Genomic DNA, 18,258 nt, shown 5'->3' on the forward strand with positions numbered 1-18,258 from the left:
TCGTTCAGTTCTCCGTGCCGTCGTCGCCGCGGTCCGCGTTCCGGGTTTCGGGCTGCGCCGACTTGGTGACACGGGGTGCCGCCTTGCGCGTACGGGCGGGAGCCTTGGCGGCGGTTTTGGTGACGGCCTTCGCCGGGGCCTTCGCCGGTTTCTTGGCGGACGGAGCGGCCGCGACCTCGGTTTCCGCCTTCACGATTTCCTTGGAGGGGGCGTCACTTGACGGCCCCTCCACCCGCGGCTCCGCCCCCGGAGGGACCGGAGCCCCCGGCGCCCCGAACGGCAGCACCCGCACCTGGGGCCGTTCGACCGGCCTGCCCGGCACCGGGCTCTCGCGGCCGTCGATGAGGACGAGCGTCGCCTGGTAGACCACCGACAGCGTGTACGGGGTCTGGTAGAGCATCCCCCACAGCTTCGACGTCTCGTCGACATCCATCACCGTCGGTGTGAACCGCACCCGCTGCGCCGCCTCGGCAAGGTCGCTGCCCGCCAGGTACGGCCGCTCTCCGGCCTGTTCGATGACGTCCTTCGGGAGGACGGGGATCTCGTGCAGGGTGCGCACCACGGAGCCGATCAGCCGCTGCCCGACCAGCTCCCGCTCGTCGCCGTACGCGCTGATCAGGTAGTGCAGGTCGAGTGCCGCGGCGGGCCGCTTGACCAGCGTGCCGTCGGCGGCGCGGGTCGGCAGGTCGTTGTTGCGCTGCGAGGTGTTGGGCGTGACCTGGAAGAGGAACACGGAGATCGTGGGCTGTTCCAGCTGCGGGTCGGCGGGCGGCTTGCGCGGCTCGACCTTGACGGCCTCGCCGAACTCGGGCCCCACGTTGTTCTCGATCAGCAGGGCGAGAGCCTGGGTGACATGGGCGATGGCAAGTGCGTTGCTCATGACGTCAGTTCCTCGGTTCCTCTCGTCCTGCTGCTGTGTGCGTGGCGGCTCACTCGCGCCCCCGTGCCAGGTAGTCCGCGAGGCTCAGGGCCGTCCCGGGCCGCTCCGCCGCCTTCCGCCGCTGCCCGGCGCCGTCCGCGGCACTGGCTGCGGTCACCTCCAGCCGTCCGATCTGCACCTGCACCACCTGCTCGGTGGGTTTGGACGGCCGACGGGCCGCTGCCTGCCGTACGGCGTCGCGTGCTGCCGCCGTGTCGGCGGCGCTGGGTCGCAGCGCCGCCGACACGGCCTGGGGGGCGGCTTCCGTGCCCGGGGGGATGGGCACGGACACCGCGGTCTGTGACGCTCCTGGCTCTGCACGCCCCCGCCCGGCCGCGCGCCGCCCGGCCTCGGGCAGCGGCCGCAGCCCCGGCGCGACGGGCGCGACGGGACGCAGCAGGGGTGCCTCGGCGCGGGCCGGCCCGGACGACTGCGGGGCCGGTGCGACGGGTTCCCGTTCGGTGCGTACGACGGTCCGCTCCCGTTCCGTGTGCGTGCGCGTCCCAGTGGCCGACGGACGCTGCGCATCCGGCGGTGCGACGGCGGCCGGCGTGGTCGCGGGCCACAGCAGCGTGTCCTCCTCCGGCGGGGGTGCGGCGGCCCGTACCGCCTCGACCCGCTCGAACGGGCCGGGCAGCCGGGGCCGTACCCGCACCGCGGCCGGTCGCGGGGCCGTGTGCCGTGCGAGCAGCCGGTCGAGGAAGTCGGGGGAGTCCGGCGCACCCTGGGTGTCAGACATCGGCACACAGCTCCAGGTAGTAGCGGCGACGCGTCGGGCTGAGCGCCAGGATCTCCGGCTCGCTCCAGCCGTAGGCGGTGGCGAGCAGGTGGACGTCGAGGAGCACGTCCCGTGCCCAGGCGTCCAGTTCGGTCCACAGGTAGGAGGCGATGTCGAGTTCGGCCCGGGTGGCCTCGCCGCACTCCGGGCAGGCGACGTCGATCACCAGGTCGGCGCCCGGGTCGGCCGCCTCGACGGCCTCGGCGATCCGGCGCTGCACCGGCACGGGCAACTCCCCCGCCGCTACGGCTGTCCCGTCGCGGGTCGCCGAGACCAGACACCGGGCGAGCAGCGCCGTACGCGGGTCGGCCGCCCGGGCCGCGGCCTGCAGGTCGGCGACCCCGGGCAGCCTGAACTCGACGTCCCAGCCGTCCTGTTGGACCCGTACGACCGACTCGCCCAGGCCGCCCAGCGACCCGGCGAGCTGCCCGGCGTCCAGGTCGAACTCCATGTCCGCCCCGCACGCCGCGCACTCCAGCCGTACCTGCATGCGCTCGCCGAACAGCGCCCGGCGCAGCGCGAACAGGTCCGCCTCGCGCTCGCCCACCGGAAGCTGCGGCAGCCTCCCGGTGTCGACGTCGGGCCGTGCCGTGCGGTGCAGCAGCAGCGCCCGTCCGACCGGTGCCTGGCCGAGCCCGGCCTCCCAGGCGGCCAGCAGTTCGGCCGCCCCGGTGATCGCCATGTCCCTCCCCGTTTCCCCCGACTACCCCTTGGTCACGCCGGGTTGAGGAACGAGGGCTCCTCCGGCTCGGGCACCTCGTAGTCCCGCTCCCAGCCCTCGCACTCGAGCTTCAGCGACTGGATGGCCACCGCGTTGGCGTTGGCGTCCAGCTCGCCGAGGACCTGGTACTCGCTGGGCCAGGTCCGGTAGAGCTTGTGCGAGACGGCGACCTGACCGGCCTCGTTGAGGACCTGGATCACGATGTCCTTGCGGAAGTCCGCGAGGGACACCTCGGAGCCGAGACCCGCGCCGACCTGCCAGACCTTGTTGGCCCAGCGGTCGAACTCGGGGTCGTGGGTGACCCCGCGCTCGAGGGTGATGCCCTCGAACTCGGAGCGGCCCGGCGACTTGCGCGGGGAGGAGGGGTCGCCGCCGTGACGGTGCTTGACGACCTCCGTGGTCCGCTTCAGCGGACTGATCTTGCTGATGCCGGCGACCGTCCGACCGTCCCACAGGACCAGGAACTTGAAGTTCTTGTAGGGGTCGAAGCGATGCGCGTTGACCGTGAACTCAGCCATCGATTTCCTTCAGCTCTCCGAGATTGACGGGCCGCTAGAGAGCGAACTGCCCGGACGTCTGCTGGATCCTGACGACCACGAACTCGGCCGGCCGCACCGGCGCGATCCCGACGAGCACGTTGACGACGCCGTTCGCGACGTCCTCGTCCGTCGTGGTCTCGCTGTCGCACTTGACGAAGTACGCCTCGCGCGGGGTGCTGCCCTTGAAGGCGCCCTGGCGGAAGAGCGTGTGCAGATACGAGGAGGCGGACAGCCGGATCTGCTGCCACAGGCTCTCGTCGTTGGGCTCGAACACGACCCACTGCAGGCCGCGTTGGAGGCTCTCCTCCACATGCAGCGCGAGCCGCCGCACAGGCACGTACTTCCAGGCGCTGTCGAGGGCGTCGGAGCCCTGCAGCGTGCGCGCTCCCCACACCAGCGGTCCGGTGACCGGGAAGGTGCGCAGGCAGTTGACCCCGAGCGGGTTGAGCAGCCCGGTCTCACGGTCCGTCAGGTCGACGGTCAGCGAGTGCACTCCGACGAGCTGCGCCTCCGTACCGGCCGGTGCCTTCCAGACCCCGCGCTCGGAGTCGGTGCGCGCGATGACCCCGGCGACCGCGCCGGACGGCGGGAAGGCGCGCAGCCGCCCGGTGAGCGGGTCGGTGAGCTGGATGTGCGGGAAGTACAGGCCGGCGTGGTTGCCGCGCACCGGGTCGAAGGCGGACAGCCCGGCGCGGGCGCTGTCCACGCTCACCCAGGTGCTGGGCGCGTCGACCAGCAGGAAGATCCGCCGCTCCTCGCACAGCCGCTGAGCTGCGGACACGACGGTGAGCGCGTCATCGGTCTTCTCGTACGAGGCCAGCTCCGGCAGCGCGAGCAGGTTGACGTCGGCCACCCCGCGCAGCGCCTGGATGCCGGTCTTGCCGGCCTCGGAGCCGATGAGGTCGCGCGGGCCGGGGGCCTCGCCGTCCTCGCCGCCCTCCAGCGGGAACACCGGCGGGTTGACCGAGGCCTCCAGGCCCAGGTCGTTGGCGCACTCGCCGAGGAAGCGGACGACGTCCTCGGGGTCCGTGGAACCGGCGACCACCTGGATACGGCGGCCGAAGGCGGTGACCTCGACGCCCGCGAAGGCGTGCTTGCCGGGTGCGTCGGGCAGCGCCCGCAGCTTGCGCTCCAGGAGCAGTGCCAACTCGGCCACGGAGGACGGGGCTTCGCCGTCGCAGTCGGGGTCGTAGAGCTTGAACTCGCGCTCCACGTCACCGATCTTCACCGTCAGGTCGACGGCCAGGTCGGGCAGTTCGTGGCCGAACGGCTTGGAGACGGTGCCGGACGGGTCGGGGCGGCCCTCGCCGACGGCCTCGACCCGGATCAGCCGGGAGCCCGCGTTGATCACGGTGGGCGCGTAGGTTCCGCTGCCGGCGTCCATGGACAGGCCGGTGAAGCTCTCGCGGGCGTCGCCCTTGGCGTCGTAGACCCGCAGGTTGAAGGTGGCTTCGCAGTCCGGGGTGTCGTAGTCGACGGCGACGCGCAGGCCATTGCCCCACACGCCGGGTTCCTTGGCGTGGACCTCCAGGACACGGCTCTCGCTGTGGCCCTCGGTGGACTCCAGGACGACACAGGCGGCCTTGCCGCTGCCGGCCTTGGCGACCCGGACGATCACGGCGACGGAGCCGCCGTTGCCGAAGAACTGGTGGACGGCGTAGGCGAGCGGGCTCTGCGCGCTCAGCCCGCCGAAGCGCCGCTCGAAGTCGGCGAATCCGGTGACGCGCACCGGCTCGTTCAGCAGGCCGCGACGGGTGTGCCCCACGAATGCGGTCACCGAAGTGGTCACGGCGGAGATGGTGCGGGTGCTGCTGGGAAGCTCTTCGACGTAGACGCCCGGATACGTCGGCCTGGCGGCCGCGGCATTCGTCGGCATTCCCCCTCCTATCCCTTCTCAGGCACCGGTGAAAGGCACCAAGAGGCGGCAGAGGGGAGAGGTTCGGGCACGGCGGCGCGCAGCAGTCCCCCGACGCGCCCTTGCCGCGCCGGTCCGCACACCCCGTTTCAGCTTCCCCCGTCAATGCCCCGGACGGACGGCCGCCCGGGTCAAGCACGCACGCTTGTGACTCCTGATGCTCAAGTGCTGTGCCCACCATGGTGAGTTGGGGGTTGAGTCAACAAGGCGGGTTCACGCCAGTCCGAAAGGAGGTTCGATGAAGGCGGGCGTGCACAACTCGCACCGGATGTGCGCGTGTCGGAACAGGCGCTTCACAGATTTCACACAGCCCGTGGTGCAGCAGAATGGAGCGCATGTCCCGACGTACCTCGCAATCCCGGCGGCAGCACGACTCCGCCCCAGTTCACAACCCCTCCTGCCCTTGCGGTCTTGCGGAGGCGTACGAAAAGTGCTGTGGCCGATTCCACCGGGGTGAGACCGCGGCCCCGACCGCCGAGACACTGATGCGTTCGCGCTACAGCGCTTTCGTCAAGCGCGACGAGGCCTACCTGCTGCGGACCTGGCACCCGCGAACGCGCCCCGCACAGGTCGACTTCGACCCGGGCATGCGCTGGACGGGCCTGGAGATCCTGGAGACGACCGACGGCTCGGCCTTCCACTCCACCGGCACCGTGACCTTCCGCGCCTCGTTCAAGGGCGGTTCACTGCACGAGCGCAGCCGGTTCGAGCGGGTCGACGGGGCATGGGTGTACGTCGACGGGGACTTCCCCGAGGCGTAGGCGGCGCGGGGCTAGGGCGCCAGGATGTCGAGCTCCTGCAGGGCGCCCACCGTGATCTCCCGGGTCAGCTTCTCCGCGCGGGCCGCATCGCCCTCGCGGACCGCCTCGGCGACCTGGACGTGCAGGGTGACGGCGGCCGGGTCGGGGTCCTCGAACATGACCTCGTGGTGGGTGCGCCCCGCGAGGACCTCGGCGACGACGTCACCGAGCCTGGCGAACATCTCGTTGCCGGACGCCACGAGGATCACCCGGTGGAAGGCCATGTCGTGGACGAGGTAATCCTCCAGCTTGTGGCCGCGGGAGTTGGCGACCATACCGATCGCGCGCTCGGTGAGTTCGGCGCACTGCTCGGCGGACGCGTTTCTGGCGGCGAGGCCCGCGGCGACCGGCTCGACGGCCGAGCGCAGGACGGTCAGCGAGCGCAGCTGGTGGGGGCGGTCGGCGCCGGCCAGCCGCCAACGGATGACCTGCGGGTCGTAGACGTTCCACTCGGCCTTCGGGCGCACGGTGACGCCGACCCGCCGGCGCGACTCGACCAGGTGCATGGATTCGAGCACCCGGACCGCCTCGCGCATCACCGAGCGTGACACGTCGAAGCGCTGGGCGAGCTCGTCGGTGCGCAGAACGCTGCCCGGCGGGTACTCGCCCGCAGTGATCGCGGGGCCGAGGGAGTCCAGTACATGGCCGTGCAGACCCCGGCCCGGAGTGGTCATGCACTCAGCGTACGGGGCGGGTCACGGGAACAAAAAGTCAGACTTATATGTCACAGGGTCTTGAATTCGTCGTACCTAATCGGTTTCAGTGTCGTCGGCGTCGGTTGAACGGTCGGCGTCCAGATGTCGAAGAAGACAGTGAGAGCACCATGCAGCAGCTGCGCACCCCCCATGTCGTCGTGGTCATGGGCGTGGCGGGCACCGGTAAGACCACCATCGGTCCCCTGCTCGCGGCCCGGCTCGGCGTTCCGTACGCCGAGGGCGACGACTTCCACCCGCAGGCCAACATCGACAAGATGTCGGCCGGCGTCCCGCTCGACGACGAGGACCGGTGGCCCTGGCTCGACGCCATCGGTGCCTGGGCGCACGGGCGGGCCGGGCTCGGCGGGGTGGTCAGCAGCTCGGCGCTGAAGCGGTCGTACCGCGACCGGCTCAGGGCCGCCGCCCCCGGTGTCGTCTTCGTGCACCTGACGGGCGACCGGGCCCTCATCGAGGACCGGATGTCGCACCGGCAGGGTCACTTCATGCCCACGGCGCTGCTCGACTCCCAGTTCGCCACGCTCCAGCCGCTCCAGCCGGACGAGGCGGGCGTCGCGGTGGACGTCACCGGGAGCCCCGAGGAGATCACCGCCCGGGCCGTGAAGGCGCTGGACGCCCTGCCCCACCCGGCCGCGTAACACCCACCCCCCGCACTCCCTCCCCATCCCCGTACCTGCAAGGGAACTCCCGTGACCAGACTCAGCGTTGAGATGCTGGCAGCGGACGCACCGGCGCCGATCACCTCGGCCGGCCACGCTCAGCTGGGCCTCGCCGTTCTGGCGGGCATTGCCGTCATCGTCCTGCTCATCACCAAGTTCAAGCTGCACGCCTTTCTGTCCCTGACCATCGGCTCGCTGGCCCTCGGTGCGATCGCCGGAGCGCCGCTCGACAAGGCGATCACCAGCTTCACCACCGGACTCGGCACCACGGTCGCCGGCGTGGGCGTGCTGATCGCGCTCGGCGCGATCCTCGGCAAGATGCTTGCCGACTCCGGCGGGGCCGACCAGATCGTCGACACGATCCTCGCGAAGGCGGGCGGCCGGGCGATGCCGTGGGCGATGGTGCTGATCGCCTCGGTGATCGGACTGCCGCTGTTCTTCGAGGTCGGCGTCGTCCTGCTGATCCCGGTCGTGCTGATGGTCGCCAAGCGCGGCAACTACTCCCTGATGCGCATCGGCATCCCGGCCCTCGCAGGCCTGTCCGTGATGCACGGTCTGGTCCCGCCGCACCCCGGCCCGCTGGTCGCGATCGACGCGGTCAAGGCCAACCTGGGCGTCACGCTGGCCCTCGGCGTCCTGGTCGCCATCCCGACGGTGATCATCGCCGGTCCGCTGTTCTCCCGGTACGCGGCCCGCTGGGTGGACGTCCCGGCCCCGGACCGCATGATCCCCCAGCGCGCCTCCGAGGAGCTGGAGAAGCGCCCCGGCTTCGGCCCCACGCTGGCCACGATCCTCCTCCCGGTCGTCCTGATGCTCTCCAAGGCGCTGGTCGACATAGTGATCGACGACCCCACGAACCTCACCCAGCGCGTCTTCGACGTCATCGGCTCCCCGCTGATCGCCCTGCTCGCCGCCGTGCTCGTCGGCATCTTCACGCTGCTGCGGCCCGCGGGCTTCGGCAGGGAGCGGCTGACTCCGCTGGTCGAGAAGGGCCTCGCGCCCATCGCCGGCATCCTGCTGATCGTCGGCGCGGGCGGCGGCTTCAAGCAGACGCTGATCGACACCGGCGCGGGCCAGATGATCCTGGACATCTCCAAGGACTGGTCGATCCCGGCGCTGCTGCTGGCCTGGCTGATCGCGGTGGGCATTCGCCTCGCGACCGGTTCGGCGACGGTGGCGACGGTCTCGGCGGCCGGCCTGGTGGCCCCGCTCGCGGCCGACATGTCGACCACGCACACCGCCCTGCTCGTCCTGGCCATCGGCGCCGGCTCGCTCTTCTTCAGCCATGTCAACGACGCCGGATTCTGGCTGGTCAAGGAGTACTTCGGCCTGAACGTCGGCCAGACCATCAAGACCTGGTCCGTCATGGAGACGATCATCTCGGTGGTCGCGGGCGGTCTGGTCCTCCTCCTCTCGCTGGTCATCTAGGGGTACGGAAATGAGTCACCCGCTCTTCGACATCAGCGGCCGCAGGGCCCTGGTCACCGGCTCCAGCCGCGGCATCGGGCTCGCCCTGGCCCGGGGCCTGGCGGAGGCCGGCTGCACGGTGGTCCTCAACGGTCGCGACGCGGACCGCCTCACCAAAGCGGCCGCGGAGCTGCCCGGCGACGTGCACACGGCCGTGTTCGACGTGACCGACGGCCCGTCGGTGGCCGCAGGCACAGCGGATGTCGAGGAGCGGGTCGGCCCGCTGGACATCCTGGTCAACAACGCCGGGATGCAACTGCGCGCCCCGCTCCTTCAGTTCACGGACAGCGACTGGCACCGCATCCTCAACACCAACCTCACCAGCGCGTTCCTGGTCGGCCGCGAGGCGGCCCGCCGGATGACGGAACGCGGCCACGGCAAGATCGTGAACATCTGCTCGCTGCAGAGCGAGGTGGTCCGCCCCGGCATCGCGCCCTACGCGGCCACCAAGGGCGCCCTGAAGATGCTCACCAAGGGCATGTGCGCCGACTGGGGCCCGCACGGCGTGCAGGTCAACGGCCTCGGCCCCGGCTACATCGAGACGGAACTGACCCAGCCCCTCGTCGAGGACGAGGAGTTCAGCGCCTGGGTGCGCCGCCGCACCCCGGCCGGCCGCTGGGGCCGCACGGAGGACCTGGTGGGCGGCGTGCTGTTCCTCGCCTCGCCCGCCGCGGACTTCGTCAGCGGGCAGGTGCTGTACGTCGACGGCGGCATGACGAGCGTGCTGTGAAAGGGGCTGCTCAGATGCTCGGTTGTGTGATCCACGGCCAGGACGACCTGCGCGTCGAGGAGCTGCCGGTGCCCGAGCCCGGCCCCGGCCAGGCGCTGGTCGCCGTCCGCTACGGCGGCGTCTGCGGCTCCGACCTGCACTACTGGAAACACGGCGGGGTCGGCGACTTCCACCTGAAGGAGCCGATGCTGCTGGGCCACGAGGTGGTCGGGACGGTCGTCGCATACGGCTCCCCGGCCGCATCGGGCCCGGCAGTGGGCACGGCGGTTGCGGTGCACCCCGCTACTCCCTGCGACATGTGCCCGGAATGTCTGGAGGGACGCCGCAACGTCTGCCGGGACACCCGCTACCTCGGCAGCGCGGCCCGCTTCCCGCACGTGCAGGGCGGGTTCGCCGCCCAAGTCGTCGTACCGGCCGAGCAGTTGAGGCCGCTGCCGGAGGGGCTCGGCCTGCGGCGGGCCGCCCTCGCCGAGCCGCTCTCCGTCGCCCTGCACGCGGTCCGCCGGGCCGGGGACGTGCGCGGCAGGCACGTCCTGGTCACCGGCGCCGGGCCCATCGGCTGCCTCGTGGTCGCGGCGGCGAAGGCGGCGGGCGCCGCGCGGGTGACGGTCACCGACCTCCTCCCGGCGGCCCTGGAGTACGCGCGTCGTGCGGGCGCCGACACCCTCGTACGGGCCGACGATCCGGAAGATGCCGGTCGGCTGTCCGAGGTGGATGTGGCCGTGGAGGCGTCCGGGGTGGCCGCGGGGCTCGACACCTGTCTGCGTCTGGTGCGGCGGGGCGGGGTCGTCGTGCAGCTCGGGATGCTGCCGCCGGGACCGAGTCCGTTTGCCGGGAACCTGGTCGTGAGCCGGGAGATCGAGCTGCGGGGAGCGTTCCGCTTCGACACGGAGTTCGACGAGGCGCTGTGGCTGCTCGCCGCCGAGCCCGCCTTCGACACGCTGGTCAACGCGGTGGTCCCCGTCCGGGAGGCGGAGTCGGCGTTCGCGCTGGCCGCGGACCGGAGCCGTTCCTGCAAGGTGCTGCTGGACTTCCGATCCTGAATTTTCCCCAAGGATCAACCCGAGTCGGCTTCCCCGGCGCCGGGGTGGGCCCGATGATGAGGGGATCCCTGGACACGGCCTCCAGGGGCGCGGGGGGTCGGGGGGCGGCATGGCGGTTTCCCTCGGGATGCGTATCTCGGGGCTGCTCGTGGTCGGAGCGGTGGCGGTGGCCGTCGCGGCCTTCACCGGTGACGGGAGTGGTACGCCGGACAGCCCGGGCGAGGGCAGCTCGATCGCGACCGCGGGGCCGTCGAACGGCGCCCGGTCCCACGCGACGCCCACTCCTCGGCAGTCACCTGCGGGGGAGGCGAGCGGCACCGCACTGCCGAGCGGCCCGCGCCACACCGCCACCACCACGCCGCCCGCGGGCAGCGCCTCCCCCAGTCCTTCCGCAGGCAACAGGCCCCTCCTGAGCCCCACTTGGCTGCCTCCGGGCCCCGTCTCGCCGAACGCCGACGCCGTACCGGACCCGTCGAGCGTCTACGACCGACTCCGCGACACGGGCCAGTGCGGGGCCGCTCTCAAGGTGATCCCCACGGTCTCCGCGGATCCGGAGTGGCGACTGCTCCGCGCCCTCGCGACCGCCTGTCTGGCCGTGCAGGGCAGGGGCGGCAGCTGGGCCATGGCGGCCAAGGAGTACGCCTCCCTGGCGGACAAGGCAGACACCTGCAAGGGGCGCGCCACCTACGCCGTGCTCGGCGGCCTCCTGGACTTCCACCGCCGACACCCAGGCACCACCGTGCAGCTGAAGCCCACCTCGGGCGGCACCCCCGCCTGCGCCTACCGCATCGCAGGCGTGGACACGGGCGGCGACGGCAAGGCACAACCGGGCGACACGATCACCATCGACCTACGGGACACCTTCTTCGACCCCGCCGAACTGCTGCGGTTCGGGAGCGTGTTCATCGGCGGCCAGCAGACGGCCGGGCCGCCCGTACTGCGGTCACAGACGGGGGACCTGCTGGTGCTGACCGCCGTGGTACCACCCCTGGACGACCTCAGCAACGCACTGTGCGGGCAGGCAGCGGCTTCCAGGGGCGCGGGGAACTGCGCGACCAGCCACGATGGCGCCGCAGACGAACGCACCGTCGACGTAGTCGTCCGCTACGGAAACACCGAGGCACAGCTCAAAGACGCCTTCACGGTGGCGGCACCCGCCGCAGCCCCCTCGCCCTCGCCGGAGGCACCCTCAGGGACGCCACAAGGGATGCTCCCGCTCGGCCCACTCCCGGCTCACCCTCCCGGTCCGTAGCCCGCCGCGGGCCTCCGGATCCGCGATCGCCATACCGATGTGCCCGGCGAGCACGATCCCGATCGTCAGGGCCAGCCAGTCATGGACGAACGTCGCGCTGGTGCGCCACATCAGCGGCGTGAGATGGGTGAACCACATGACCAGCCCCGTGCCCAGCATCACCAGGGACGCCCCCGCGATCCAGGCCGCGTAGACCTTCTGCCCCGCGTTGAACTTCGCCGCCGGACGCGAGGACCGCCGCTTGTCCCGGCGAAGAGCCGCCCGCAGCCAGACCCTGTCGTGCGGGCCGAAGCGGTTCAGATGCCCCAGGTCGGCGCGGAAGTGGCGGGAGACCAGGCCCACCAGGACGGGCACCGGCAGGGCGAGCCCGGCGCACTCGTGGACGCGGACCACCAGCTCGCGGCGGCCGACGAGTTCGGCGAACTGCGGGATGTAGAGGAAGGCCGCGGTCACCACGCACACGCCCATCAGCGCGGCCGTCGTGCGGTGCACCCAGCGCTGGACGGGCCCGAACCGGCGGATCTCGTTGACCGGCGGCGTGTGCGCCTCAGCTCGTAGGCTCATCGTCCCGCCCGTTCGAATGGCCGACCCAGGCGTCGACGTCGTAGCCGCGGTCCTCCCAGTAGCCCGGCTTCACGTGCTCGGTGACGGTGATGCCGGACAGCCACTTGGCGGACTTGTAGAAGTACATGGGCGCCACGTAGAGGCGGACCGGGCCTCCGTGGTCGTGGCCGATGTTCTTGTCCTGCATGCGCAGCGCGACCAGGACGTCGGAGCGGCGGGCCTGGTCGAGGGTGAGGCTCTCGGTGTACGTGCCGTCGAAGCAGGAGAAGCGGACCGCCCCGGCCGTGGAGCGCACTCCCGCGGCGTCCAGCAGCCGGGACAGCCGCACCCCCTCGAAGGGCGTGCCCGGGACCCGCCAGCCGGTGACGCACTGGACGTCCTTGACCAGCCGGGTCTGCGGCAGGGCACGCAGGTCGTCAAGGGTGTAGGTCTTCGGGCGGTCGACGAGGCCGTCGACGGTGAGGCGGTAGTTCGTGGCGTTCTTGTGCGGTACGGAGGAGGCGACCGAGTAGTAGCGGAAGCCGCCGCCGTTGGGGAGCAGGCCGGTCAGGCCGGTGGGGTCCTTGTCGGCGGCCGCGCCGAGGAAGCCCTCCAGGGCGCGCTGCAGGGTGGGCGCGGCGAGCACGCCGAGGGCGCCCAGGCCGATGGTGCCGAGCAGGACACGGCGGCCGACCGGAGTGCCGCGCTCCGGAGGCGGCTGCGGTGTGCCCGGCTCCTCGGGTGGTTCGGAGTTCACGTATCCATTCGAACACCCGCGACCCCGGCGGGACCAGGAATCGCGGGTGGTCGTCAGGGTTCCGTAATCACTTCTTACGGCGTTCTCAGAAACCGTCGGGGATCCTTCGCGCCTACGACGCCTCCTGGGCCGCCTTGTCCAGCTGGAACGCCTCGTTGCCGAGCCCGATGCGGGCATGCGCCTCGGGCGAGCGGGAGCGCAGGAGCAGGCCCTGGACCAGGCCGACGACCAGGGCGAGGCCGATGATGCCGGGCAGCGCCCAGCTCAGGGCCGAGTCCGGGCCGGCGCCGACCAGGACGTCGAAGTCCTTGACCGTGTAGCCGGCGATCACGAGCAGCGCGACGGCCGCGAGAGCGGAGGTGACCAGGCGCCCGGCCTGGGCGCCCGCCGCCCCGCGCCGGGCGAAGAAGACGATCACCGAGACGGAGGCCGCCGCCATCAGCAGGATCACACCGAGCGCGCCGATGTTGCCGAGCCAGGTGAACAGCTGCAGGACGGGTGCGGTCGGGTCGCCGGTCGGCTTGTCGTCGGCGACCGCGAAGGCGATCACGACGACCGCGGACACCACGGTCTGCAGCAGGGAGCCGGTGCCGGGTGCGCCGCTCGTGCCCGTCGTACGGCCGAAGGTGCGGGGCAGCAGTCCCTCGCGGCCCATGGCGAAGGCGTAGCGGGCGACGACGTTGTGGAAGCTGAGCAGGGCGGCGAACATGCCGGTCACGAACAGGACGTGCAGCACGTCGGTGAAGGTGGAGCCGAGCCGGGACTCGGTGAGGGAGAACAGCAGTCCGGCGCTCTGCTTCTGCGCGGCTCCGACGATCGCGGAGGGGCCGGTGGCGACGGTGTACGCCCAGGAGCTGAGCGCGAAGAAGACGGTGACGAAGCCGACCGCGAGCAGCATCACGCGCGGCACGAGGACGTGCGGTCGGCTGGTCTCCTCCGCGTACACCGGCGCCTGCTCGAACCCGGTGAAGGCCGCGATGCAGAAGCAGAGTGCCGTGCCGACACCGGCGCCGGTGAGGGTGTCCGGGTTGAAGGCGTGCAGCGACAGGCCCTGCTTGGCCGGGTCGGCGATCGAGGCGACGTCGAAGATGACGACGAGGATCACCTCGACGACCAGCAGAACGCCCAGCACGCGCGCGTTGACGTCGATCTTCAGCCAGCCCAGCAGCCCGACGACGGCCACGGCCGCGAGCGCCGGTATCCACCACGCCAGCTGGACGTCGGCGTAGGTGGCGAACAGGTTGGAGACCTCGAAGCCGAAGATGCCGTAGATGCCGACCTGGAGCGCGCTGTAGGCGGCGAGGGCGACGAGGGCGGCGCTCGCTCCGGCGGTGCCGCCCAGGCCGCGGGAGATGTACGCGTAGAAGGCGCCCGCGTTGTGGACGTGCCGGCTCATCTCGGCGTAGCCGACGCTGAACAGGACCAGCACCACGCCGAGGACGACGAAGAGCAGCGGCTGCCCGACGATGCCCATCACCGCGAATGTGGTGGGCATGACACCCGCGACCACCATGAGCGGGGCGGTCGCGGCGAGCACGGAGAGCAGCAGGCCCCCCGCGCCCAGGCGGTCGGCGCGCAGGGCGCGCTCCTGCCCCAGATAGGTACTGATGCCGCCCGCGGCGGCTCTGCTCGCGTTGGAACTGCCCGTGGTCATGGAGGCCGTCCTTCTGTCGGGGTCGGGAGTGTCATGCCGTGCCGAGCGCGGTGGCGCGCGCGGCACGGAAGGCGGAGTGCGGATCGCGGTCCGGGTACGACCAGGGGGCGGGGGTGGCGTGCTCGCCGATGCGGTGGAACAGGGCGGCGGCCTCGGCGCCGCGGCCCTCGCAGACCTTGGCGTGGGCGAGGAAGTTGAGGTCGACCAGGCGGCGCGGATGGCCCTCGTGCTCCCATTCCAGCCACCAGTCGAAGGCGGCCTTCATCACCTGCCGGGCCCGGCGTCCGCTCCAGTGGCCCGAGGCGGCGGGGTCGGCGGGCTCGTGCCCGGCGGCGGCCAGCACGCGGTAACGCTCGGCGTGCGCGACGACCGGCAGCATGGCGAGGGGTGAGTCGGCGGGGGCGTGCAGGGCGGACCGGTTGGCGAAGTCGTAGACCTCGTGCAGCGGGTCCGGGCCGGCGTCGGCGTGCCGCTCGGCGAGGCGGGCGGTCATCAGGTGGTGGGCGTGGTGGTGGTCGGCGTACCGGCGGCGGACCTCGGCGAAGAGCCGCTCGATGTCCCCCGCCGGGCCCGGGTCGCGCTCCAGCATGAGCAGCCCGAGCCACGGGGTGGGGTCGGCGGGCACGAGCGCGGCGGCCGCCCGGCAGGCCTCGCGGGCGCGCTCCGGTTTCTCCTTGCCCCACAAGGCGCGCTGGACGAGCGCGAACGCGAGGAGCACGGCGGCGTCGACGGAGTCGGGCTCGGCAAGCAGCCAGTCCCGGGCCCAGGCGGCGCTGTAGGGCTCCAGCGCGAGTGCGGTGACCCGGTGTCCGCGGCGGTCCCAGTCGTCCCCCGTCCGAACGAGCAACGACCGCGCTGCCTGCCACCGCCCCTGCACCAATGCGGCACGGGCGGCGACGAGTTCGGCGTCGTCGAGGGCCGCGTCGAGGGCCTGGGCCGCGCGTTTGCGGCCCCGGCCGAAGGGTGGCGGGGGTGGGGACACCGCGGGATCTTCCTCACGCGACGCGGCTCGACGTCTTGGTATCGGTCCGGCCTGATATCGATGTGCCGTCAGCTGATCACGCACAGCAAACCCCCCGCCAACGCTTTGCGTCAAGGGAGGGACGGGTGTTACACGCGTCAACTTCCGTTACTGGAGGGGCATTTGTGATCGTGCAGGGCTGTGCGTTCCGCTGCACCAGGTCATGCGTGTGGCGTACGCCATGGCGCCGCGCGCCCCGGCACCTCACCATGGCGGGACGACCGCGGCACCGCCCTTGATCGTCGGGGCGACGTGACCGGGTCGACGGCCCGGATCCGGGCACTCCCAGGGGCAAGCCGGGCCCTGGGACGCTACAGTCACCCACTACGCACCCCGTGGCCCGGCCCATCTGACTCGAGGTACGCAGCGTGTCCGTTCTGGTTCTGATTCTCGCCGTGAGCGCTGCCTGCTGCCTGGGCTTCGGATTCGTGCTCCAGCAGAACGCGGCCCAGCGGGCACCCCTCAGCGACTTCCTCTCACCACGTCTGCTCCTCGACCTGATGCAAGTGCCGCGCTGGCTGGGCGGCATCGCGCTGATGGTGGCCGGGATGGTCCTCGGGGCGATAGCGCTGAGCCAGGGCGAGATCTCCCTGGTCGAACCGCTCCTCGCCACCAACCTCCTGTTCGCGCTGGCCCTCTCCCGCAAGCAGACCAGACAGCCACTGGGCCGCCAGGGCTGGACCGGCCTCGCGCTGCTCGCGGGTGGCGTCACCGCCTTCATCGTCGCGGGCGAGCCGCGCGGTGGCACCGCCGTCAGCGACCCGTTCCGGCACTGGCTGATCATCGGCGCCATGGTCGGCCTCGCCCTCCTCCTGACGACGTACGCAAAGCGCTCCCGCCTGAGCGCCGCCCCCGTCCTCCTCTCCCTCGCCGCCGGTCTCCTCTACGGCGTCCAGGACGCCCTCACCCGGGTCAGCGGCGAGCGCTTCGCCGCGGGCGGTCTCACCGAGCTGGTGACAGGCTGGCAGCCGTACGGCGTGGCGGCGCTCGGAGTCGCCGGCCTGATCCTGGTCCAGAGCGCCTTCGAAACCGCGCCCCTGCGGATGTCCCTGCCCGCGCTCACCGCCGCCCAGCCGCTGGCCGGCATCCTGTGCGGAGTGGGCTTCCTGGGCGACCGGCTGCGCACCGACACCGGCGCCCTCGCCTGGGAGGCGGCGGGCCTCGCCGCGATCGTCGGGGGCATCGTCCTCCTCGGCCTGCACCCCTGCATGCCGAGCGGCACGGCCAAGCCGGAGCGGGTACAGGCCCTGCAGCGCAGCTGACGCCGTCCTGCTTGGATGGCGGCATGACGACCCCCGCAGACGAGATCCTCGACATCGTCGACGAGAACGACCAGGTCATCGGCCAGTCCCCGCGCGGCGAGGCCTACGCCAAGGGCCTGCGCCACCGCTGCGTCTTCATCCAGGCCCGGGATGCCGAGGGCCGCCTCTTCGTCCACCGGCGCACCCCCACCAAGCTGGTCTTCCCCTCCCTCTACGACATGTGGGTCGGCGGAGTGGTCGGCGCGGGCGAGTCCTACGACGACGCCGCGCTGCGCGAGGCCGAGGAGGAACTCGGCGTCTCCGGCCTCCCGAGCCCGCGCTTCCTCTTCAAGTTCCTGTACGACGGCGGCGCCGGCCACACCTGGTGGTCGGCGGTGTACGAGGTCCGCTGCGAACTGCCGGTCAGCCCCCAGGCCGAGGAGGTGGCCTGGCACGACTTCCTGCCGGAGGCGGAGGTGGAACGGCGGCTGACGGAATGGGAGTGGGTACCGGACGGCCTGGCGGCGTACGAGAGGCTGAAGGAGGACAGGGGTGCCTGACCGGCGCCGGGCTGTGTCTTTCAGCCCGTCCGGCGTTTGAGGACGAGGCCGTCCAGGCCGAAAGCGGGGGCCTGGGGCGGCAGCCCCCAGGCCACGGGCGACAGTTAAAGTCGTCAGTGTGATCGAATTCGCACGGAACGTCCGGCTCTGGTTCGCCCCGGCACAGATCCGAGAAGAGGGCGGCACCCCGGACTACCGCTTCTCGCTGGCGAACGAACGCACCTTCCTGGCCTGGCTGCGCACCGCCCTCGCCCTGATCGGCGGCGGCTTCGCGGTGGACCAGTTCCTGCCGGACCTGCGCTGGGCCTGGCGCGTGGGCCTGGCGCTCGCGCTGCTCGGCGCGGGCGTGCTGTGCTCCCTGCGCGCGGTCAACCACTGGATGCGCTGCGAACGGGCCATGCGCCGCGGCGAGGATCTGCCGGTCTCACGGTTCCCGGCGCTGCTGAGCGTCGTCGTGGCCGTCGTGGCCGTGGCGATGGTCGTCGTCGTACTCGTCGGGTGGGAGGGATGAACGCCGACACGGGCCAGGAGCGCGACCCCGGGCTTCAGCCGGAGCGGACCCGGCTGGCCTGGCGGCGTACGACGCTGGCGAGCACCGTGGCCGCCGTCCTCGCCACGAAGACCGCGCTGCACGGCAGCGTCTCCGCGGTCGGGATCATCGCATGCGCCCTGTGCTGCGCCCTCTGGCTGAGCTTCCTCCTGGTCGCCCACCGCCGCATCAGCGCGCTGGCGTCCTCCGACAGCCCACTGGCACTCGCTCCCCGGCACGCCACCGCGGCGGCTCTGTGCACGGTGGCCCTGGCCGCGTGCGGGGCGGCACTGGTCCTCTGACCAGGGTCGCAGCCGATGGCCTTCATGGGCTCGACCCTCCGGCGTAGGCGGACGCCACGTGAGCGGAATGGTCCGATATGCACCTTTCACATGGCACCCTGTCCGACGTCATCAC

At 71.8% G+C, this 18,258-nt stretch carries 20 protein-coding genes; 10 read left to right on the top strand and 10 right to left on the bottom strand.

Annotation, left to right across the window (positions count from 1 at the left end):
* Positions 1-4 precede the first annotated feature (4 nt).
* From IH68_RS0140275 to IH68_RS0140295, 5 genes are read right to left on the bottom strand one after another with little or no spacing between them, the layout of a single operon-like run.
* A complete protein-coding gene (locus IH68_RS0140275) occupies positions 5-880 on the bottom strand; it encodes a DUF4255 domain-containing protein (RefSeq protein ID WP_030946100.1) in 876 nt (291 codons plus the stop codon).
* 49 nt (positions 881-929) lie between these two features.
* Entirely contained in the window at positions 930-1,658 is a 729-nt protein-coding gene (locus tag IH68_RS0140280; RefSeq protein ID WP_030946102.1) for a hypothetical protein, read from the bottom strand.
* Entirely contained in the window at positions 1,651-2,379 is a 729-nt protein-coding gene (locus IH68_RS0140285) for a hypothetical protein (protein WP_030946107.1), read from the bottom strand. The genes IH68_RS0140280 and IH68_RS0140285 overlap by 8 nt, the downstream gene beginning before the upstream one ends.
* A 32-nt stretch (positions 2,380-2,411) precedes the next feature.
* On the bottom strand, positions 2,412-2,936 hold the full coding sequence (locus IH68_RS0140290) for a phage tail protein (RefSeq protein ID WP_004003113.1): 525 nt from the start codon (positions 2,934-2,936) through the stop codon (positions 2,412-2,414).
* Positions 2,937-2,970: 34 nt separating this feature from the next.
* Positions 2,971-4,833, bottom strand: a complete 1,863-nt coding sequence (locus tag IH68_RS0140295; protein ID WP_030946114.1) for a phage tail sheath subtilisin-like domain-containing protein — start codon at positions 4,831-4,833, stop codon at positions 2,971-2,973.
* Positions 4,834-5,207: 374 nt separating this feature from the next.
* On the opposite strand from IH68_RS0140295, the gene IH68_RS54220 reads away from it, so the two are divergent.
* The gene (locus IH68_RS54220) at positions 5,208-5,633 is read left to right on the top strand and encodes a YchJ family protein (protein WP_078912834.1); all 426 of its coding nucleotides are present in this window, start codon (positions 5,208-5,210) and stop codon (positions 5,631-5,633) included.
* Positions 5,634-5,644: 11 nt separating this feature from the next.
* Here the strand turns inward: IH68_RS54220 and IH68_RS0140305 are convergent, their stop codons facing one another.
* Positions 5,645-6,346 (bottom strand): FadR/GntR family transcriptional regulator, encoded by a 702-nt coding sequence (locus IH68_RS0140305; RefSeq protein WP_030946119.1) that lies wholly within the window; start codon positions 6,344-6,346, stop codon positions 5,645-5,647.
* Positions 6,347-6,495: 149 nt separating this feature from the next.
* On the opposite strand from IH68_RS0140305, the gene IH68_RS0140310 reads away from it, so the two are divergent.
* From IH68_RS0140310 to IH68_RS0140330, 5 genes are all read left to right on the top strand, one after another.
* Positions 6,496-7,023, top strand: coding sequence for a gluconokinase (locus IH68_RS0140310; protein ID WP_030946121.1), 528 nt, complete (start codon positions 6,496-6,498; stop codon positions 7,021-7,023).
* A gap of 51 nt (positions 7,024-7,074) precedes the next feature.
* Positions 7,075-8,472 (top strand): GntP family permease, encoded by a 1,398-nt coding sequence (locus IH68_RS0140315; RefSeq protein ID WP_030946123.1) that lies wholly within the window; start codon positions 7,075-7,077, stop codon positions 8,470-8,472.
* Between the two features lie 10 nt (positions 8,473-8,482).
* Positions 8,483-9,241, top strand: a complete 759-nt coding sequence (locus IH68_RS0140320; RefSeq protein WP_030946128.1) for an SDR family oxidoreductase — start codon at positions 8,483-8,485, stop codon at positions 9,239-9,241.
* A gap of 14 nt (positions 9,242-9,255) precedes the next feature.
* Entirely contained in the window at positions 9,256-10,284 is a 1,029-nt protein-coding gene (locus tag IH68_RS0140325) for an L-idonate 5-dehydrogenase (protein WP_030946130.1), read from the top strand.
* 109 nt (positions 10,285-10,393) lie between these two features.
* The gene (locus IH68_RS0140330; protein ID WP_159403809.1) at positions 10,394-11,536 is read left to right on the top strand and encodes a hypothetical protein; all 1,143 of its coding nucleotides are present in this window, start codon (positions 10,394-10,396) and stop codon (positions 11,534-11,536) included.
* Here IH68_RS0140330 and IH68_RS0140335 read toward each other — a convergent pair.
* From IH68_RS0140335 to IH68_RS0140350, 4 genes are all read right to left on the bottom strand, one after another.
* Positions 11,474-12,100 (bottom strand): cytochrome b/b6 domain-containing protein, encoded by a 627-nt coding sequence (locus IH68_RS0140335; protein WP_030946134.1) that lies wholly within the window; start codon positions 12,098-12,100, stop codon positions 11,474-11,476. The two genes, IH68_RS0140330 and IH68_RS0140335, sit on opposite strands and share 63 nt — an antisense overlap.
* On the bottom strand, positions 12,084-12,836 hold the full coding sequence (locus IH68_RS0140340; RefSeq protein ID WP_030946135.1) for a molybdopterin-dependent oxidoreductase: 753 nt from the start codon (positions 12,834-12,836) through the stop codon (positions 12,084-12,086). Before IH68_RS0140340 ends, IH68_RS0140335 begins: the two co-directional genes overlap by 17 nt.
* 112 nt (positions 12,837-12,948) lie before the next feature.
* Positions 12,949-14,490 (bottom strand): APC family permease, encoded by a 1,542-nt coding sequence (locus tag IH68_RS0140345; protein WP_030946137.1) that lies wholly within the window; start codon positions 14,488-14,490, stop codon positions 12,949-12,951.
* Between the two features lie 31 nt (positions 14,491-14,521).
* Positions 14,522-15,472: a hypothetical protein gene (locus IH68_RS0140350; protein WP_030946139.1), complete on the bottom strand. Its 951-nt coding sequence runs from the start codon at positions 15,470-15,472 to the stop codon at positions 14,522-14,524.
* Between the two features lie 407 nt (positions 15,473-15,879).
* Here IH68_RS0140350 and IH68_RS0140355 point away from each other — a divergent pair, with 407 nt between their 5' ends.
* The 4 genes from IH68_RS0140355 (at position 15,880) to IH68_RS0140370 (ending at position 18,143) form a co-directional block, all read left to right on the top strand.
* Positions 15,880-16,773, top strand: coding sequence for a DMT family transporter (locus IH68_RS0140355; RefSeq protein ID WP_030946143.1), 894 nt, complete (start codon positions 15,880-15,882; stop codon positions 16,771-16,773).
* A 23-nt stretch (positions 16,774-16,796) separates the two neighbouring features.
* Positions 16,797-17,312 carry an NUDIX hydrolase gene (locus IH68_RS0140360; RefSeq protein ID WP_037886068.1) on the top strand — a complete coding sequence of 172 codons (516 nt, stop codon included), beginning with the start codon at positions 16,797-16,799 and terminating at the stop codon, positions 17,310-17,312.
* A gap of 118 nt (positions 17,313-17,430) precedes the next feature.
* Positions 17,431-17,823, top strand: coding sequence for a YidH family protein (locus IH68_RS0140365; protein WP_030946149.1), 393 nt, complete (start codon positions 17,431-17,433; stop codon positions 17,821-17,823).
* Complete coding sequence (locus IH68_RS0140370; protein ID WP_030946153.1) at positions 17,820-18,143, top strand: DUF202 domain-containing protein; 324 nt, start codon at positions 17,820-17,822, stop codon at positions 18,141-18,143. Before IH68_RS0140365 ends, IH68_RS0140370 begins: the two co-directional genes overlap by 4 nt.
* Positions 18,144-18,258: the final 115 nt, after the last annotated feature.

The organism is Streptomyces sp. NRRL S-646 (genome assembly GCF_000720765.1).
Taxonomy (GTDB): Bacteria; Actinomycetota; Actinomycetes; order Streptomycetales; family Streptomycetaceae; genus Streptomyces.

Coding starts and splice junctions, on each gene's coding strand:
- IH68_RS0140295 (WP_030946114.1), bottom strand. CDS start 4,833: ATGCCGACGAATGCCGCGGCCGCCAGGCCGACGTATCCGGGCGTCTAC.
- IH68_RS0140280 (WP_030946102.1), bottom strand. CDS start 1,658: ATGTCTGACACCCAGGGTGCGCCGGACTCCCCCGACTTCCTCGACCGG.
- IH68_RS0140370 (WP_030946153.1), top strand. CDS start 17,820: ATGAACGCCGACACGGGCCAGGAGCGCGACCCCGGGCTTCAGCCGGAG.
- IH68_RS0140325 (WP_030946130.1), top strand. CDS start 9,256: ATGCTCGGTTGTGTGATCCACGGCCAGGACGACCTGCGCGTCGAGGAG.
- IH68_RS0140305 (WP_030946119.1), bottom strand. CDS start 6,346: ATGACCACTCCGGGCCGGGGTCTGCACGGCCATGTACTGGACTCCCTC.
- IH68_RS0140360 (WP_037886068.1), top strand. CDS start 16,797: ATGACGACCCCCGCAGACGAGATCCTCGACATCGTCGACGAGAACGAC.
- IH68_RS0140320 (WP_030946128.1), top strand. CDS start 8,483: ATGAGTCACCCGCTCTTCGACATCAGCGGCCGCAGGGCCCTGGTCACC.
- IH68_RS0140290 (WP_004003113.1), bottom strand. CDS start 2,936: ATGGCTGAGTTCACGGTCAACGCGCATCGCTTCGACCCCTACAAGAAC.
- IH68_RS0140310 (WP_030946121.1), top strand. CDS start 6,496: ATGCAGCAGCTGCGCACCCCCCATGTCGTCGTGGTCATGGGCGTGGCG.
- IH68_RS0140330 (WP_159403809.1), top strand. CDS start 10,394: ATGGCGGTTTCCCTCGGGATGCGTATCTCGGGGCTGCTCGTGGTCGGA.
- IH68_RS0140285 (WP_030946107.1), bottom strand. CDS start 2,379: ATGGCGATCACCGGGGCGGCCGAACTGCTGGCCGCCTGGGAGGCCGGG.
- IH68_RS0140335 (WP_030946134.1), bottom strand. CDS start 12,100: ATGAGCCTACGAGCTGAGGCGCACACGCCGCCGGTCAACGAGATCCGC.
- IH68_RS0140345 (WP_030946137.1), bottom strand. CDS start 14,490: ATGACCACGGGCAGTTCCAACGCGAGCAGAGCCGCCGCGGGCGGCATC.
- IH68_RS54220 (WP_078912834.1), top strand. CDS start 5,208: ATGTCCCGACGTACCTCGCAATCCCGGCGGCAGCACGACTCCGCCCCA.
- IH68_RS0140275 (WP_030946100.1), bottom strand. CDS start 880: ATGAGCAACGCACTTGCCATCGCCCATGTCACCCAGGCTCTCGCCCTG.